14 protein-coding genes, 3 tRNA genes and 2 pseudogenes are annotated in these 17459 nt (G+C 55.6%); 6 read left to right on the top strand and 13 right to left on the bottom strand.

Going from position 1 to position 17459, the window contains the following annotated elements; translation table 11 throughout:
* Nucleotides 1-190: 190 nt before the first annotated feature.
* Together FQ179_RS22185 and FQ179_RS22180 are read right to left on the bottom strand one after the other, a co-directional pair.
* Nucleotides 191-276: transfer RNA gene (locus FQ179_RS22185), tRNA-Leu, on the bottom strand.
* 8 nt (nucleotides 277-284) lie between these two features.
* Nucleotides 285-374, bottom strand: a tRNA-Ser gene (locus tag FQ179_RS22180).
* 194 nt (nucleotides 375-568) lie between these two features.
* Between FQ179_RS22180 and FQ179_RS22175 the strand changes: the two genes are divergently transcribed.
* The 4 genes and pseudogenes from FQ179_RS22175 to FQ179_RS22160 all read left to right on the top strand — a co-directional run bounded on the left by FQ179_RS22175 (nucleotide 569) and on the right by FQ179_RS22160 (nucleotide 3688).
* Nucleotides 569-1546, top strand: coding sequence for an NAD(P)H-quinone oxidoreductase (locus tag FQ179_RS22175; protein WP_149399920.1), 978 nt, complete (start codon nucleotides 569-571; stop codon nucleotides 1544-1546).
* Nucleotides 1547-1967: 421 nt separating this feature from the next.
* A complete protein-coding gene (gene tpiA / locus FQ179_RS22170; RefSeq protein WP_149399918.1) occupies nucleotides 1968-2717 on the top strand; it encodes a triose-phosphate isomerase in 750 nt (249 codons plus the stop codon).
* 18 nt (nucleotides 2718-2735) lie between these two features.
* A pseudogene (secG, locus tag FQ179_RS22840) lies at nucleotides 2736-3212 on the top strand (preprotein translocase subunit SecG); the annotation flags it as partial.
* A gap of 391 nt (nucleotides 3213-3603) precedes the next feature.
* Nucleotides 3604-3688 (top strand) — tRNA-Leu (locus tag FQ179_RS22160).
* A 362-nt stretch (nucleotides 3689-4050) separates the two neighbouring features.
* On the opposite strand, the gene FQ179_RS22155 is transcribed toward FQ179_RS22160, so the two are convergent.
* From FQ179_RS22155 to araD, 4 genes are all read right to left on the bottom strand, one after another.
* Nucleotides 4051-5922, bottom strand: coding sequence for a TRAP transporter permease (locus FQ179_RS22155; RefSeq protein WP_149399914.1), 1872 nt, complete (start codon nucleotides 5920-5922; stop codon nucleotides 4051-4053).
* Between the two features lie 110 nt (nucleotides 5923-6032).
* Nucleotides 6033-6968 carry a TAXI family TRAP transporter solute-binding subunit gene (locus FQ179_RS22150; protein ID WP_149399912.1) on the bottom strand — a complete coding sequence of 312 codons (936 nt, stop codon included), beginning with the start codon at nucleotides 6966-6968 and terminating at the stop codon, nucleotides 6033-6035.
* Nucleotides 6969-7248: 280 nt separating this feature from the next.
* The gene (locus FQ179_RS22145) at nucleotides 7249-7968 is read right to left on the bottom strand and encodes a ribonuclease activity regulator RraA (RefSeq protein WP_149399910.1); all 720 of its coding nucleotides are present in this window, start codon (nucleotides 7966-7968) and stop codon (nucleotides 7249-7251) included.
* Nucleotides 7969-8004: 36 nt separating this feature from the next.
* Entirely contained in the window at nucleotides 8005-9744 is a 1740-nt protein-coding gene (gene araD, locus FQ179_RS22140) for an L-arabinonate dehydratase (protein ID WP_149399908.1), read from the bottom strand.
* Nucleotides 9745-9816: 72 nt separating this feature from the next.
* On the opposite strand from araD, the gene FQ179_RS22135 reads away from it, so the two are divergent.
* Together FQ179_RS22135 and FQ179_RS22130 are read left to right on the top strand one after the other, a co-directional pair.
* Nucleotides 9817-10887 carry a malate/lactate/ureidoglycolate dehydrogenase gene (locus FQ179_RS22135; protein ID WP_149399906.1) on the top strand — a complete coding sequence of 357 codons (1071 nt, stop codon included), beginning with the start codon at nucleotides 9817-9819 and terminating at the stop codon, nucleotides 10885-10887.
* A gap of 198 nt (nucleotides 10888-11085) precedes the next feature.
* Nucleotides 11086-11847 carry an SDR family oxidoreductase gene (locus tag FQ179_RS22130; RefSeq protein ID WP_149399904.1) on the top strand — a complete coding sequence of 254 codons (762 nt, stop codon included), beginning with the start codon at nucleotides 11086-11088 and terminating at the stop codon, nucleotides 11845-11847.
* Nucleotides 11848-12027: 180 nt separating this feature from the next.
* On the opposite strand, the pseudogene FQ179_RS22125 reads toward FQ179_RS22130, so the two are convergent.
* The 7 genes and pseudogenes from FQ179_RS22125 to FQ179_RS22095 form a co-directional block, all read right to left on the bottom strand.
* A pseudogene (locus tag FQ179_RS22125) lies at nucleotides 12028-12369 on the bottom strand (dihydrodipicolinate synthase family protein); the annotation flags it as partial.
* Between the two features lie 4 nt (nucleotides 12370-12373).
* Nucleotides 12374-13135 (bottom strand): FadR/GntR family transcriptional regulator, encoded by a 762-nt coding sequence (locus FQ179_RS22120; RefSeq protein WP_149399958.1) that lies wholly within the window; start codon nucleotides 13133-13135, stop codon nucleotides 12374-12376.
* A gap of 62 nt (nucleotides 13136-13197) precedes the next feature.
* The gene (locus tag FQ179_RS22115; RefSeq protein WP_149399902.1) at nucleotides 13198-13992 is read right to left on the bottom strand and encodes a transporter substrate-binding domain-containing protein; all 795 of its coding nucleotides are present in this window, start codon (nucleotides 13990-13992) and stop codon (nucleotides 13198-13200) included.
* Between the two features lie 77 nt (nucleotides 13993-14069).
* A complete protein-coding gene (locus FQ179_RS22110; RefSeq protein WP_149399900.1) occupies nucleotides 14070-14798 on the bottom strand; it encodes an amino acid ABC transporter ATP-binding protein in 729 nt (242 codons plus the stop codon).
* Nucleotides 14782-15432: an amino acid ABC transporter permease gene (locus FQ179_RS22105; RefSeq protein ID WP_149399898.1), complete on the bottom strand. Its 651-nt coding sequence runs from the start codon at nucleotides 15430-15432 to the stop codon at nucleotides 14782-14784. Before FQ179_RS22105 ends, FQ179_RS22110 begins: the two co-directional genes overlap by 17 nt.
* Before the next feature lie 8 nt (nucleotides 15433-15440).
* Nucleotides 15441-16169, bottom strand: coding sequence for an amino acid ABC transporter permease (locus FQ179_RS22100; RefSeq protein ID WP_149399896.1), 729 nt, complete (start codon nucleotides 16167-16169; stop codon nucleotides 15441-15443).
* 2 nt (nucleotides 16170-16171) lie between these two features.
* Nucleotides 16172-16981 (bottom strand): NAD(P)-dependent oxidoreductase, encoded by an 810-nt coding sequence (locus tag FQ179_RS22095; RefSeq protein ID WP_255475106.1) that lies wholly within the window; start codon nucleotides 16979-16981, stop codon nucleotides 16172-16174.
* Nucleotides 16982-17459: the final 478 nt, after the last annotated feature.

Genomic DNA, 17459 nt, shown 5'->3' with positions numbered 1-17459 from the left:
GAACCTTGTAACCTGAGACTCCTTTCAAGTACTCCTCAACTATTGCCTGCTTAAATTCCTCGTCATATTGCGCCATAAAAAACACCCCGAAGGTTGGATGGGTGTCCAACTTTTGGGGTGCAGTTCAATTTTTTGGGTAGAGCCGAGTAGTTTAGTGCGGGCGTGATCACCGCGGAGCCTAGATGGTTTTTGGTGCACCCAGCCGGAATCGAACCGGCACGATCAATGATCGAGGGATTTTAAGTCCCTTGCGTCTACCAATTCCGCCATGGGTGCAAGGTAGGTGGCGGAAGCGGTGAGATTCGAACTCACGGACGGGTTGCCCCGTCGCTGGTTTTCAAGACCAGTCCATTCAACCGCTCTGGCACGCTTCCTGATCATGAGCCCGTATAGTGCAGGCCTATGAGTTTCTGTTTTTATCCCGTAACTTGCAGACCAACAGAAGGTCGAGAGTTTAGCGCAACTCGCGCCGGTTGTGGGGCCCAATACCGATCTTAAAAGAAAAATCTGTGTTGTCGGGCGATAATAAGTGTTATTTCGTTGAGTTTTTGCCTTTTTGGGAGTGGTTATGAAAGCTGTTGAGATATCTACACCGGGTGGTCCAGAAGTATTGAAGCTGGTCGATAGGCCCATGCCGGAGCCCAAAGCGGGTGAGGTGTTGATCAAGGTCAGCGCTGCAGGTATCAACCGGCCTGATGTTTTCCAGCGCAAGGGCGCTTATCCACCTCCGGCGGGTGCTTCTGATCTGCCAGGTCTTGAGGTGGCAGGGGAGATCATAGGTGGTGACGTGGGGACCACTGGCCTGAAGGTTGGCGACAGGGTGTGTGCACTGTTGGCGGGTGGTGGTTATGCCGAGTATTGCGTTGCACCCGCCGAGCAGTGCCTGCCTGTGCCGGTCGGGCTGTCAGATGTTGAGGCCGCTGGTCTACCTGAAACGTACTTCACGGTGTGGAGCAATGTGTTTGATCGCGGCCAGCTGAGCGGCGACGATATTTTGCTGGTGCATGGCGGTGCAAGCGGTATAGGTACAACTGCCATTCAGCTTGCTACGGCCATGGGGCATAAAGTCTACGCCACTGCAGGCAGTGACGAGCGTGTCACTGCCATTGAGAACCTCGGTGCGATTCAGGGCATTAACTACCGAACTCACGATTTTGTGGAAGAAATCAAAAAGGCGACCGCCGGCCGGGGCGTAGATGTCATTCTGGATATGGTGGCCGGCGATTACATCAATCGTGATCTTGCTTGCCTGGCAGATGACGGGCGCATCGTGATTATTGCCTTGCTCGGCGGTGCCAAGGCCACGATAGACTGCAGTCAGGTCATGCGCCGTCGCCTTACCGTGACGGGTTCGACCCTAAGGCCACGTCCTGTCGCGTTTAAGGCAGACATCGCGCATGCACTCAAGCAAAGGGTGTGGCCGCTGCTGGAGTCAGGCAAGATCAAGCCCATTGTGCATGCAACATTCCCACTGGCCCAGGCCAGCGACGCACATGCCATGATGGACGCAGGTGAACAGATCGGTAAGATCATTCTGACCGTCTAGCCGTCTAGCCGTCTAACTGCTTTACTGCTTGAACACCTGCCGGCCTGACAATCTGACGGCGTGGAAGTCAACGTGCTAACTGCCAGATTGTCAGGCGGGCAAGTGTCAGGCGACAAGCTACAGGACCATCTGGTAATCACGTTTGCCACTTGGCCCGTCTGGCAGCCCCGCCAGACGGGCCAAGCAGACGGCCTAAGCAGACGGCCTAAGCAGACGGCCTAAGCAGACGGCCTAAGCAGACGGCCTAAGCAGACGGCCTAAGCAGGCTAGCAAAGCCGCACACAGCTGCAGTCAGGCAGGCAGATGGCCCCGGCCAACGGCCTTGCGGCCTGGCTGCGTGCGGCGCCACGCCCGGTGCTATGCGAAGCTGGCACTAACACGCTACAATGCCGGGTTAACCCAATTTTTATTTGTTGCCCGAATGAACACAGTTCTTACTCGCAAGCGCCTTGTTATAGGCAACTGGAAAATGCACGGCACCCTGGCCGCCAATGCAACCCTGCTCGACGGCATCAAGGCTGATGCCGCTTCGGTGCAAGATTGCGAGGTGGCTGTATGTGTGCCGTTTCCGTATCTGGGGCAGGTGCAGGCCAGCCTTGAAGGCAGTTCAGTGTCGTGGGGTGCGCAAGACGTCAGCACGCATGAGCAGGGCGCCTACACGGGTGAAGTGTCGGCTGCCATGCTTGCCGACTTTGGTTCTCGCTGGGTGCTTGTCGGGCATTCTGAGCGCCGCAGCCTGCATGCTGAATCCGATCAGCTCGTTGCCGAAAAGGCCATTGCGGCACTTGCCGCCGGGCTGACTCCTGTTGTGTGCATTGGCGAAACCTACGAGCAGCAGCAGTCTGGGCAAACCTCCAGTGTCATCGAGCGCCAGCTGGCGCCCGTGCTTGCACTTGGTGCAGATCTAGTTACCCGCATGGTGCTGGCCTATGAGCCTGTTTGGGCTATTGGCACAGGTCTTAGTGCGTCGCCAGAGCAGGCGCAAGACGTGCATGCTTTCATCCGTGCCAGGCTTCAGGGCCTGGGCGTCCCTCAGGTGCGTGTGCTGTATGGCGGTAGCGTCAAGGCCGTCAACGCCGCAAGCCTGTTTGCCATGCCCGACATTGATGGCGCCCTGGTGGGCGGTGCATCATTGCAGGCACAAGAATTTTTACGTATAGCGGCCGCCTAAGGCCCCGGAGTCTCATAAATGCATTGGTTGTCATCCGCACTTCTGGCGGTTCAGGTTATATCGTCGCTAAGTATTATCGTTCTGGTTCTCTTGCAACAAGGTAAGGGCGCCGACATGGGGGCGTCGTTTGGTGGCGGGTCTGCCGGCAGCGTTTTCGGTGCCAGTGGCGCAGCCAACTTTCTGTCGCGCGTCACCAAATGGGCGGCCATTATTTTCTTCGTTTCGACCGGTGGTTTGGCATGGTATGCCCATCACCCTGCTGCGCGGCCTTCTGCCGTCGAGGGTGGTGTCATGCAAGGTTTTGAAACACCGCAAGTTCCTTCTGCCGGGGCTGACATACCTGTTGTGCCTTCAACGGGTCAGGGCGCAAGCGTGCCAGCAGCGCCTGCTGCAGCAAATCAAGGCGCTAGCGTACCAGCGGCACCTGCGGCAGCCGATCAGGGTGCAAGCGTGCCTGTAACTCCAGCAGCCAGCACAACGCCCCAGCCGGCACAGCCCAGTGCAGAAGCATCAGTTTCTTCTGCACCAGCTGCCTCAGCGTCTCCTGCTGAGTCTGCAGCTACGTCTTCGCCAACCAATGACAAGCAGGCTGAGTCTGCTGACACCACTGTCAGCCCATCAGCCACCAGTTCATCTGTCGGCGACGCAGCAAAGACAAGTGCCGACACTGCTGTCAAACAGGCCGGCGATGCGATGGCAAGCCAAGGCGCTGATCATTCAGCCCAGTCTTCATCTGCGCAGGCACCTGCCTCCGGCGAGGCTGACAAAACGCCTGCTCAAAGCAATTAATTCGTACAAGTAACTGGCTGGTAGTTGTCCCTCGGCAAAAAAAATTTGAGGGGCCAAGATTTAAAAGAAATTTCGTGCTAGAATCTCGTTCTTTCTTGCAGACGTGGTGGAATTGGTAGACACGCTATCTTGAGGGGGTAGTGGCGAAAGCCGTGCGAGTTCGATTCTCGCCGTCTGCACCAGAATATAAAGGGGTCTATGTAGTATCCAGGCCCCAAAAGCAAAACCAAAAAACCCGTTACAACTTCTGTTGTAGCGGGTTTTTTGCTTCTGCATTTATAAGCTCTTTGGGGTTCTTCTTTATTAAGAGGGGATGGGCACTCATTACATATGGCTCATCACGCCGGACTCTTCCCCGTTAAAGGTGTTTGTATGCTTCTGTCTTTAACGGCTGACGTTTGCATGCAGACAGCCAACAGGGGCTTAGTGGCTTATGCCGGTGAGCATGGTTGCTGCCTTTGGGCCGCAACGGCAAAACACCACATGGCGGGCTGAGCTCTGACGGCGGGCTATTGCTCGCTCGCCAGAGGCTCTGGCCAATGATTTAAGACACCTCCGGCGGAGTAATCGCCCGGGCCCCTCGTCGCCGAGTTAGCAATTGCAGGACGATTGCCAGCAGGATCAGGCCAAGCCCGATCGCATCGGTGAGCAGGCCGGGTTTTATCAGGCTAAATGCGCCAGCCATCAGCAGTACGCGCTCTATGAAGCGGGCAGGGCCAAAAAAGAAGTACCCGTGTAGTGACCCTGCCAGGCAGATGACGCCTATTGCTGCTGTGATCGCTGTCTGAACTATGGTCAGTGGCTCACCCATCAGCATGAGCGATGGCCCAAATACAAACATAAATGGGATGACATAGCCGGTGAGGCCTAATTTGACGGCAGCCCAGCTTGTGTCCATGAGGCTTCCCCGTGATATGCCATTGGCGGCATACACCGCCATGGCAACAGGGGGCGTGATGGCGGACAGCACCGCAAAATACAGCACGAACAAATGTGCCGCCTCAACCTGCACGCCAAGTTTGACAAGTGCTGGCACCAGCAGTGCTACCTGCACGATATACGCGGGCGTGGTCGGCAGCCCCATGCCAAGCAAAATGCCCGCCAGCATGGTCATTACGAGTGCAATCAACAATGTGTCGCCCGACATCACCAATACGAGGCTGGTGAAGTCCAGCCCTGCGCCTGTCAGCGTAATGATACCCACCACAATACCTGCGCAGGCGCAGGCCAGAGCCACAATGACGGTATTGCGGGCGCCGTCTGCTAGTGTTTCTATGATGACGTACGGTGTGAATACCTTGCGGGTGCTGGCGCGCAGCCAGGTGGTGGGGATTACCGACGCAATGCCGCACAGTGCAGCAAAGGCCGCGCTGTAACCTGCCAGCAGTACAGCCACAATGAGAAACAGCGGGAAAAAGAGATGCCCGCGCTCGAGAAGAACGGCTTTGAGCCGGGGCAGATCGGCCTTGGGTAAACCTACCAGGCCTACCCGCCGGGCTTCAAAGTGTACGGCCATGAACACAGCCAGAAAGTACAGTATGGCCGGCAGAATGGCGAAAGCGGCCACCGTCAGGTAAGACACCCCCAGAAACTCGGCCATGACAAAAGCCGCTGCGCCCATGATGGGGGGCATGATTTGCCCGCCGGTTGATGCAACCGCTTCGACGGCGCCTGCGAAGCCGGCGTTATAGCCTGTCCGCTTCATGAGTGGGATGGTAAACGTGCCAGTGGTCATAACGTTGGCCACAGCGCTACCTGACACTGTTCCAAACAACGCACTGGTTAGTACGGCGACTTTGGCCGGGCCGCCCGCCGTATGGCCGGCCAGCGCCAGAGCGAAGTCCATAAACAGCTGCCCGGCACCACTACGTTCTACAAAGGCGCCAAACAGAATAAAAAGCATGACATAGGTTGCCGAAACGTACAGGGGTATACCGAAAATACCTTCTGTCGTCAGGTATGTCTGGTCCATTATCGCGCCGATAGACTGGTTGCCGATGGTGAAGGCATACGCCAGAAACAGTACAGAGATAATGGGCAATGCCCAGCCCGTCGCACGCCTGGTTGCTTCGAGCAGCAAAACGATCAGCAGGCCGCCAAACAGGTAATCGTACATGTTTGGGTCATCCACATAGGGCATGCGGGTGACCATGTATTCAAGATTGAACGATGGGTACAGCGCACCAGCAACCGCCAGCAACATCAAAATTAGATCAATCACGCTCACACGCGGCGCGCGCTTGCCAATACCGGGCAGCAACAAAAATGCCAGTGCCAGCGCAAAGGCGAGGTGAACCCCTCGCATGACATAGGCCTGGGGTGGGCCGACTAGCGCCACATAAAGGTGAAAAGCCGACATCACCGCGCCGATAAGCACGATCAACCGGTTAGAGACGGTGGTGGGTAAGGCCATCATGGCAGATTCCTGGCGAAGATATGCGGATCAGTCATGCCACGGCCCGCCATGCAACAGGCGGGCCGTGGCCAAAGAGGGGATGCCCCAACTCTGCAAAAAAACATACAAAACTACATAACTTTCTGTTCTTTGTAGAAACGCTCGGCGCCTTTATGCAGAGGCACACCGATATCTTCCGCCATCATTTTTACCGTGGTTTTTTTCATGACCTGGGCGATAGCGTTAAGGTCAGCCTGGTTGTCGACCATGCCTTTGAGCACCTTGTAGACCGTATCTTCGGGCAGATCACAGCGTGCAATCAGGTGGGTAGCGTAAGCGACAGCCTGGACGTCTTTATCCTGTTTTGGATAGGTGCCTGCGGGGATGATCAGCTTGGTGTAGCCCGGGTTCAGGTCATGCATGGCCTTGTACTTGTCGTCAGGCACTGAGATTAGTGTGATGTCGCGTGCAGAGGCCAGATCCATGATGGACGAGGCAGGAATGGTAGTTCCAAGAGTGAAAAGCTGGGCGTTGTTGTCTTTGAGCATGGAAACGGCATCGGTGTATGACACATGGCTAACCTTGTCCATGTCTTTGTAGGTCATGCCGTATACCTCTAGCATTTGTACCGTCATGAATTCAGCCGTGTTGCCTTTGGGCTGAATGGCGATTGATTTGCCCTTGGCGTCGGCAAACGAGGTGATGCCTGAATCAGCATTGGCGACAATCTGAAAATACTGGGGATAAAGCGTTGCCACGTTGCAGACGTTGTCGGTCTTTTTCTCAAAGGGTGCACGACCAGCCACGCCATCGACGGTGGAGATGGAGTTTCCAAACCCCATGTCTGCCTTGCCTATCTGGATTGCCTTGACGTTGGCGATGCCTGCGCCGGGCAGGACCTGCATTTTGACGCCTTCCTTGCCGGCAATGTTTGCGATAGCGCCTCCAAGCGGGTACCAAGACCCTCCCTGAGGTCCAGTCATTAGGCGAACCTGTTGTGCCTGGGCAAGGCTGGTGGCCGATATGGCCAAGACGGCGGCGGCCAGGATGGTGTGTGTAGCTTTCATGTTTTTGTCTCCTTGATTGCTGCAATAAATGTAATTCGAAAATTTTCAATAAAGATGTTGCCGTGTTCTGACAACAGTCTGTTGTATGTAAAAAAAGCTGACGACTTTGTATGTAGGCAGCATTTTTCCAGCGCCCGGGCTTTACTGGCCCGCATTGCACATGTGTGATGGTCTGCACACGTGCCACATTGCATAAAAGCTCTTGACCATGCGTGGGCGTTTGCAAGGGGCTAGTATGTGGCGAGGCTCCGTCTTGCGTCAACGGTGTATACCCCTAAGATCAGGAGTTGCCTCGCGATTTCTTCCATGAATCGAAGTCAGTTTTGGCCTGCGCATCAGTAAGCGGGTACAGGCCGATAATTGACCTGCCTTTTTCGACCTCTTCGGTGACAAAGTCTTCATACAACGTCATTTCAATGGCCTCGTCTGCCACCTCGGCCGCAATATGAGCCGGGATCACGATGACGCCTTCCGCATCACCCACCATAATGTCGCCAGGGAACACGGCAACATCGCCGCACCCGATAGGCACATTGATGTCCAGAGCCTGATGTAGTGTCAGGTTGGTGGGTGCCGACGGGCGGTGATGATAGGCAGGCATGTTCATGCGTGCAATCTCGGGCGAGTCGCGAAAACCGCCGTCGGTTACAACGCCTGCAGCGCCACGCTGCGATAGACGGGTGAGCAATATGGACCCGGCCGAGGCTGCCCTTGCATCTTTGCGACTGTCGATCACCATGACAGCGCCATCTGGGCATTGATCTACGGCAACCCGTTGCGGGTGATTTCTGTCCTGGAACACGGAAAGGGGATTCAGGTCTTCGCGTGCCGGAATATAACGCAGGGTATAGGCCGGTCCGACCATATTGGGCAAGTTCGTGTTCAGTGGGCGTACGTCCTGGATAAACTGGTTGCGCAGCCCGCGTTTGAACAGTGCTGTGGCTAGCGTTGCTGTACTCACGCGGGACAGTTTTTGGCGTACGTCGTCGGTCAGTGTCATGGTGCTCCTTTGTGGATGAGGTTAGGCTGCCGCCTTTTAATAAATACTCGGTTCGGCACAGGGTGGGCCGAACGCTGTTTCGAGAAAATCAAAATCGCAGCCTTCGTCGGCCTGCAGAATATGCTTTGAAAACATCCACCCGTAACCGCGTGCGTAATGCGCAGGGGGCGGCGTCCATGCGGCGCGTCGTTGTTCAAGCTCGCTGTCGCTCACCTCAAGATGGATGCTGCGGGCGGGTACATCCACGGTAATGAGATCGCCGTTTTGCACCAGCGCAAGCGTGCCCCCCACGTAGGCTTCGGGCGCCACATGCAAGATGCAGGCGCCGTAGCTGGTGCCGCTCATGCGCGCGTCGGAGATGCGCAGCATGTCACGCACCCCCTGCTTGACCAGTTTGGTCGGGATAGGCAGCATGCCCCATTCAGGCATGCCCGGGCCGCCTTGTGGGCCAGCATTTCTCAGTATAAGTATGTGGTCGGCCGTGACGTCGAGGTTTTCATCGTCTATGGCCGCTTTCATGCTGGGGTAGTCATCAAAAACCAGCGCCGGGCCAGTGTGCTGCAAATATTGGGGGGCACAGGCGCTGGGCTTGATCACGCAGCCGGAAGGAGCAAGATTGCCTTTGAGTAGCGCCAGCGCACCCTCAGCGTAAATGGGGTTGTCGAGTGGACGGATGACGTCGTCGTTGTAGACTTCTGCGCCTTCTATGTTTTGCCCCAATGTATGGCCATTGACGGTTTGCGCGTTAAGGTCGAGAAAGCCGGCAATACGTGCCATCAAACCAGCAATGCCGCCTGCGTAGTAAAAGTCTTCCATAAGGTATTTGTCGCCGCTGGGTCTCACATTGGCGATGACTGGTACATTGCGACTGGCGGCATCGAAGTCGGCCAGTGTTACAGGGTGACCGGCACGTCGTGCCAGTGCGATCAGGTGAATTACAGCGTTTGTCGAGCAACCCATGGCCATTGCCACGGCGATGGCATTGTGAAAACTGGACGCCGACAACACCCTGGCAGGCGTGAGGTCTTCCCAGACCATGTCAACAATGCGTCTGCCGCAATGGGCTGCCATCCTGATATGGCCGGAATCAGCCGCCGGAATGGAGGAGGCGCCAGGCAGGCACATGCCCATGGCTTCGGCAATGGCCGTCATGGTGCTGGCCGTGCCCATGGTCATGCAGGTGCCATAACTGCGGGCAATGCCGCCCTCGATCGCCAGCCATTCAGTTTTGTCGATATTGCCAGCGCGTCGTTCGTCCCAGTACTTCCAGGCATCAGACCCAGACCCGAGTACTTTGCCTTTCCAGTTGCCCCGCAGCATGGGCCCAGCCGGCATATAAATACATGGCAGGCCCGCGCTGATAGCCCCCATCAGCAGGCCAGGTGTGGTTTTGTCGCAACCTCCCATGAGTACCGTGCCGTCGACCGGATGGCTGCGCAGCAGCTCTTCAGTTTCCATGGCCAGCATGTTTCGATAAAGCATGGTGGTGGGTTTGACGAAGTTTTCTGACAGCGACATGGCAGGCAGTTCAATCGGGAACCCACCCTGCTGCAACACCCCTCGTTTAACGTCCTCAACACGCTGCCGGAAATGGGCATGGCAGGGGTTGATGTCAGACCAGGTGTTGAGAATGGCGATAATCGGCCTGCCTTCCCAGTCTTCAGGGGCATAACCCATTTGCATGATGCGGGAGCGGTGACCGAATGACCGGAGGTCGTCAGGGGCGAACCAGCGGGCGCTGCGCAGTGATTCGTAAGGGCGGTGTTTTGATGACATGAGGAGACTTTATAGAGAACGTTTATACAGAACGTAATATAGTGATGCCCATTAACCTAACCCGGATATGCCATGCCCGATATTGTGATTAACGCTGATGCCTTGCAATCTTTTGTGTTTTCGTTGTGGCGTCACGCCGGAAGTACCGAGCACGAAGCAGCTTTGGTAGCCGAACATCTCGTCATGTCGAATCTAACAGGCCATGATTCACATGGCATCGGTATGATTCCCCGCTATGTGGCGGCATTGAGCGAGGGTGGCCTTCGTCTGAATCAGACGGTCAGTGTGGTGAAAGACGCTGGCGCGCTACTTACGCTTGATGGCCTGCGTGGCTTTGGCCAGAGCACGGCATGGCAGGCCATGAAACTTGGCATCGAGCGCGCTAAAGATTCAGGCGTGTGTGTGGTTGCCTTGCGCAATACACATCATCTTGGTCGGTTGGGGCATTGGGCGGAGCAGTGTGCTGCCGAAGGCATGGCGTCCTTTCATTTTGTTAACGTGGCAGGGCACACGCAGGTAGCGCCCTGGTCGGGTACCGACGGGCGTTTTGGCACAAATCCATTTTCCGCAGCTTGGCCGCGCCCCGGTAAGCCGCCGCTGGTGCTCGATTTTGCAACCAGCAGCATTGCCGTTGGCAAGGTGAGGGTTGCGCGCAACAAGGGGCAATCGGTGCCTGAAGGGTGTTTGATCGATCACACGGGTGCGCCGACCACTGACCCGTCGACGCTGACGCAGTCTCCATTTGGGGCCTTGTTACCGTTTGGCCAGCACAAGGGTTTTGGGTTGGCTGTCATGTGTGAGATTTTTGCGGGTGCACTGACGGGCGGCTACACCACCCATGCCGACACCAGGCCCACTACCAGTGCCATCATAAACGGCCTGTTTTCGGTCATTATCGCGCCCGAAGCCATGGATGCGCCGGACGCTCAGCAACAGGCTGATGCCTTTTTGCAATGGGTCAAGGAGTCGCCGCCTGCGCCCGGCCAGCACATATATGAACCTGGCGAGCCTGAGCGTCTGTGTCGGCAGGCCCGGCTTGATCAAGGTATACCTGTTGACGTGGCCACCTGGGGGCAGATTCAGCAAGCCGCCAGCAAGCTTGGCTTTCCCGAAAGTGGCTTGCCGCAGGTACGTGAGGCGTAAGGCCTGGCCTCCGAACGGGGTTGTCTTGGTGAAAAGGCTTCCGGCAGGGCAGCGTGCTACAGAAACGTAGAGGGGGCCTCAGTCCAGACCAAGTATAGTCAACACGCTTCAAGAATCGGTCCAGCGTAAGTTTTTAGTTTTTCGCAGTCAAATTGAACATTAGCGGCCAGAGTGCCGTGCAAGCTAAGGAGGAATAGAGTGGGACAAACTCAAAAAAAAATCGCACTAGTTACTGGTGCGGGGTCGGGCATAGGCCGTGCTTCGGCGTTAGCGCTGATGAAGGCGGGATTTTTCGTGGTGCTCACGGGCCGCAGGGTAGAGCCTCTGCAGCAAACCTTGGATCAAGGCGTGGCTGAGGGTGGGGAGGGGCTGGCCGTGCCCGCTGACGTCAGTGAACCCGAGTCTGTAGAGGCGCTGTTCGGACGCATTCGTAATGAATGTGGCCGGCTTGATCTGCTGTTTAATAATGCAGGTGTTGGGGCACCCGCTGTTACCATGGACGAACTGGATGTGCAGGTCTGGAAGCGTACGGTCGATATCAATCTGACCGGTACATTTCTTTGCGCTCGCGAGGCTTTCCGCTTGATGAAAGAACAGCAGCCACGTGGCGGGCGCATTATCAATAATGGGTCTATCTCCGCCCACAGCCCGCGGCCACTGTCGATAGCCTATACGGCCACCAAGCATGCCATTACCGGGCTGACCAAATCTGTGTCACTCGATGGGCGGGCCTATGACATTGCGTGCGGGCAGATCGACATTGGCAACGCCGAAACTCCACTGACCAAAAACACGTCTAAAGGCCGCCTTCAGCCTGATGGCAGCACGCGTCCTGAGGCGACCATGGACGTGTCGCATGTGGCCAATGCCGTCGTTCATATGGCCAGTTTGCCGCTTGATGTGAACGTGCAATTTATGACAGTTATGGCAAGCAAAATGCCTTTTCTGGGGCGCGGTTAAGCGTAAGAGCAGGCTGCTTCAAAGGGTTTTGAAACAGCCTCTTTGTGCCCGGTGTCGTCTGCCCGGTATCAGGTGCCAGGTATCAGGTAACAAGTGCCGGGTGCCCGCTGAGGCTGGCAGCCCGCATATGTTGAGGCGTGGGCTTATGAGTCCACCCAGTCGAATGCTGCCCACGCAGGCCTATTGAGTGCCCAGCTTGACGATCAGCGCTTGCAGATCGTCGACTTCATTCGGTTTTAGGTCGGACAATGGCGCGCGCACCGGGCCGGCGTCATGCCCGACAATTTTGGCGCCAGCCTTAACGATGCTGACCGCATAGCCTGGCATGCGATCGCGGATCTCCAGATATGGCATGAAGAAATCGCGCAGCAGGCGGTGTTGCGTCTGCATATCGTCATCGGCCACAGCCTGGTAAAACTGCATTGCCGTTGCTGGAATGAAATTAAAAACCGCCGATGAGTAAACAGGCGTGCCCAATGCCTTGTATGCAGCGGCGTAGACCTCCGCAGTAGGCAACCTGCCCGCCTCAGGCGTCCTGGGTGGCCGTCTCCTTGGTTTCCAGGCTGGCGCGTAGCCGCTCGGCACTTTTGCTCAAATGACGCTCCATGGCTTGGCTGGCGAGGAGCGGGTTTTGATCGATGATTGCGCTGGCGATTTCTTGATGTTCATTGTGAACACGCCGAAGGTAGCGCGCCTGCGTTTCCTTGCCCAGCGATGCGGTATTGATACGCGTGCGTGGGATGACCATTTGCCCCAGATAAGACATGAATTCGACGAAATACCGATTGCCCGTCGCCTGGGCGATAGCCAGATGGAAACGGAAATCAGCGTCAACGGTTTCTTTGCTGCTTTCAAGCAGTTGCTGGAATTCTTCCAAAACCGTGTTTAACGCATCGATGTCGTGCTGCGTGCGCTTGAGTGCAGCAATTCCTGCCGCTGCAGACTCCATGCTCTGGCGCAACTGAAGCACATCGAGCACATCATGTATGGTGACAATATCGTTGGGGTCAATGTGAAAATTGGCGCGTAGATCGGGTTCAAGCACAAATGAACCGATGCCATGTCGTGTTTCTACTACCCCGGCCGCCTGCAGGCGAGATATCCCCTCACGTACCACCGTCCGGCTCACACCCAGCAAGTGCATTAGCTCAGATTCAGTTGGTAGGCGGTCCCCTGCTTTGAGTTCGCCTGCCTTGATCTGCGCCAGCACACCATCAACAACCTCCTGAGTCAGGCTGCGAGACCTGCGTCGGCGGGGAGGGGCGGAGGGTGTGCTGGGCGGGAGAATCATGGCTTGTAGTACCAAAACTAATAATGTGAAAGGGGAATTATCGCATCAGCATTAAGGGTTTACTGCCCCTTGATCACTGCTGGCGACAGGTCATTGCCGTGATACTGCTTGTAAATCGTGTTCAAGTTGCCGTTTTCCAGATTGGTCTTGATCCATTGGTTGAGCCAGGCCTTGAGCTCAGGATTATTTTGCGGCAGGGCAATGCCCAGCATGAATTCATGCTGTACAAACTTGGTTTCGTAAGGCTTTGCCTTGAGTTTTTTGTTTGCTTCGGCCACATTGGGCCACTGAGAAGAGATGGCTTGCACTTGGCCCGTAACGGCAGCCGTTACCAGTGTGGCGTCATCTTCGTAGCGTCTGATATTGGCGTCGCTGGCATTCTTGGAAATGTCAGCGTCGTTTACTGTAGCGCGCGTCACACCAATGGTAACGCCCTTCAAGTCTGCATAGTCCTTGATTTTCAGGTCTTTAGGAGCAGCAACAATGGTTTGCAGCGACGCATAGGGAATTGAAAAATCGATGACCTTGGCGCGCTCAGGCGTAATGGAAAGATTGGCGATCGCGATGTCAGCCTTGCCGGTCTGAATGGTGGGAACGCGTGCCGCATTGGTGATCTGGACGAGTTCCAGCTTGACGCCAAGATCCTTGGCCAGCTGTTGGGCCGTGGCAATGTCCGAGCCTTCAGGTTCCATCTTGGCGTTTGCATAGCTGAACATGGGAACGCCCATGGCAACGGCAACGCGGATCGTGCCTGCTTCTTTGATTTTGTCCAGCGAGTCGGCCTGTGCGGCGCCACAAAGGGCCACGAGTCCGGCGCAAAGGCCCAGGTTGCGAACGAGTTTGGATATCTGCATATGTCGCCTCTTTGTATGTGCTTGTGTAGTGTTGGGGGGGGGGGAAGTGTTGCGCTTGCTTGAAATATGGCGTCGGTCTAAAGGCCGGTGCCAACGAAATCGCGTAATTCTTGCGTGGTGGGGTTATCCAGCATTTCGGGGCCGCCTGTTTCCCATACCAGGCCCTGGTACATATAGATGACTTTGTCTGCAACACGTCGCGCAAAGGCCATTTCATGCGTGACCAGAACCATGGTCATGCCACCTTTGGCCAGATCTTCTATAACCTTGAGCACTTCGCCCGTAAGTTGGGGGTCAAGTGCGGACGTAACTTCGTCGAACAGCATGACCTGGGGCTCCATGGCCAGGGATCGGGCGATGGCGACGCGTTGTTGCTGGCCACCCGACAGTTGCTCAGGATAGCAGTCGGTCTTGGCCGTCAACCCTACCGTGTGCAGAACGGCTTCGGCCTTTTGCGCGCAGAGTTCCCGTGACAGCTTCTTCACGTGCCGGGGAGCAAGCATGATGTTTTGTTTGACGGTCAGGTGCGGGAACAGGTTGTAGCTTTGAAACACGATGCCTACGTCTTGCCGCAACTTGCGAAGGTCTATGTCCTCAGAGCCGATCTCATGACCACATACGGTGATGGAACCGTTGTTAATGGTTTCGAGATGGTTCATGCAGCGCAGGGCTGTGCTTTTGCCCGATCCGCTCTGGCCAATAATGGCGACCACTTCGCCTTTCTGGATATCGAACGACACGCCCTTGAGAACCTCGTTCTCACCAAATCGCTTGTGGATGTTTTGAACGCTAACGATTGCCGACATTGAGTTTCCTTTCCATTTTTCTGCTCCACAGGGATAGTGGGTAGCAAAGGGCGAAATACAGCACACCTACGATTGCGAATACGAGGAAGGGCTGAAAGAGCGAATTGTTGATAATCTGCCCGGCGCGGGTCAGTTCTACGAAACCGACGACGGAAGCAAGCGAGGTCGACTTGATAACCTGCACCAGAAAGCCAACGGTGGCAGGAAGGGACAACTTGATGGCCTGAGGAATAATCACCAGACGAAGTGACTGCCAGCGGGACAGTCCCAGACACTCCGAGGCTTCCCATTGGGTCTGCTCAATAGACTGGACACTGCCGCGCCAGATTTCGCCTAAAAATGCGCTGACATAAATCATGAGCGCAATACTGGCTGCTGCCAGCGGCGGCATGTTTAGCCCTATTACTCCGACGCCGAAATAAACGATAAACAGTAATACCAGCAACGGTATGCCTTGCACGATCTGGATCAAGAGTGAGGTCAGAATGCGGACGGCCTTGAACCGGGATACGCGCGCCAGCATGACGCCAAAGCCACCCAGGCTGCCGAGCACGAATGAAATTGCAGAAAGTAAAAGCGTCCAGGCCATGCCTTTGAGCAGGTATTCAAATTGAATGAGCGTAAAAGAATCCATGGCGGGCCTCAGGTCCGTAAAGTGGTAACGGGCAACTGCGGAGCCATCAGCCGGCGCTTGGCCAGCGCGATAACCCGCTTGCGCCTGAACAGCCACACCTCACCGATTAGAAACAGCAGGCGAAGCAGTACGGCCAATATCAGGTACAGAATGGCGACGACGATGTAAGACTCCAGCGACAGAAATGTGATGGATTGCACGTTGTTGGCCACTGCGGTTAGCTCTTCCGTCGAGATCTGCGAGGTCACCGACGACATAAGCATCATCAGAATGAACTGGCTGGTGATGGATGGATATACCTTCTCGAATGCAGGCAGCAGGATGACGTGCCAGTAGATACGCGCTTTGGAAAGCCCAAGGCATTCTGCCGCTTCGATCTGGCCCGGCGGGATTGCGTCCATACCGGCACGGATGATTTCCGAAGAGTACGCGCCTACGTTGATGACCATGGCGATTACTGCTGCCACTGCGGCCGGCATCTGCAGGCCTATACTGGACAAGCCAAAATAAAAGATGAAGATCTGAACGAGGAAGGGTGTGTTGCGAACTGCCTCAACGTAGATCCCGCATAGCGTCGAAATCGCGCCGTAGCTACTGCGGCGTCCTATCGCGCAGAGCACGCCTATCGTCAAGCCAAAGACAGTGGACGCCAGGGTCAGCTCCATCGTGAGCAATGCGCCCTGCAGAAACGTTTTCCAATAGGGCAGCAGACCGGCGAAATCAAAGTGATAGTTCACGCTTACTCACCTTCGAACGGGCCTGCCGCAGTGAACACGCCGCCCTGATACACGGACACCGGGTCTGAGGCTGCAGGCATGGGTTGACGTTCAACGTCATCGCGGAAAATTTCGGAACTGTCCTGCGCGACGAAACCTAATTTGGCGGCGCAGTGGTTGTCCCACCAAATGTTCTTATTATTGGAAACGCCATACACAATGGTGTGGCCTACCTCAGGCGTGAACAGGCCGCATCGGATCAGTTCAGTGAGATCGCGTTCGCTAATCCATGTGTGCATCATGCGACGATCTTTGACGGTGGGAAAGCAAGAGCCGATTCTTATGCTGACCGTTTCGATACCGTAGCGGTCAAAATAAAAGCTGGCCATTTCCTCGCCATAGGCCTTGGACAGGCCGTAATAGCCGTCAGGGCGCCGGGGAACCAGTGCGTCTATCTGCTCGCTTTGTTTGTAGAACCCGATGGCGTGGTTAGAACTCGCGAAAATAATGCGTTTTACATTGTTTCTGCGCGCCGCTTCATAGATGTGAAAGACACCTTTAATATTGGCTTCAAGTATCTCCTCGAAGGGGCGTTCCACAGAAACACCGCCCAGGTGAACGATGGCATCGCACCCTTGCACAAGTGCAGCAACTGCGTTTTTGTCCGCAAGGTCACAAACTATCGCTTCTTCGTTCGTGCCAGCGTCTACCGGCGTAATGTCAGATAAGCGCAGGGTGCGGGAAAATGGTTTCAACCTCGTGCGCAATACGCGCCCTAGGCCGCCGGCAGCGCCTGTTATCAATAGTCTCTCAAAAGTGTGCTGTGTCTCCACACGTCCTCCAATCTAGTAGCGGGGCTTGTTGTAGTACCGATGTGTTCATTGTCATCGGTTATCGTACAACATGAAACTAGCAATTACCCGAATTCGACATAAAGATCCGGGTGACACGGCGACAGGGGCAGAGACGGAGACAGAGACAGGAATAGGGATAGGGATAGGGATAGGGATAGGGATAGGGATAGGGATAGGGATAGGGATAGGGATAGGGATAGGGATAGGGATAGGGATAGGGATAGGGATAGGGCGATCCGGCGGGCAACACAGGGCAAGGACGCGGATTAAGCTATTCTAAAGATCCGAAGACATGTCCGAAAATTCACACGAGCGGTCAGTCATTTAACGCACGTCGTCCGTCGCGCGTTTAGGACGGAAGGGTTCGGGCGTCTCCCGGTCATTTAGCCCTCAACCTCTCGGCGAACGTAAATCCTTGAAAAGAAGGCGGAAAATCGATTTCGCCTATACTTAGCAA

Source organism: Pusillimonas sp. ANT_WB101, assembly GCF_008369125.1.
Classification (GTDB): Bacteria; Pseudomonadota; Gammaproteobacteria; order Burkholderiales; family Burkholderiaceae_B; genus Allopusillimonas.
The sequence above is the reverse complement of the archived record's forward strand: the minus strand, read 5'-3'. Positions and strand labels throughout refer to the sequence as shown.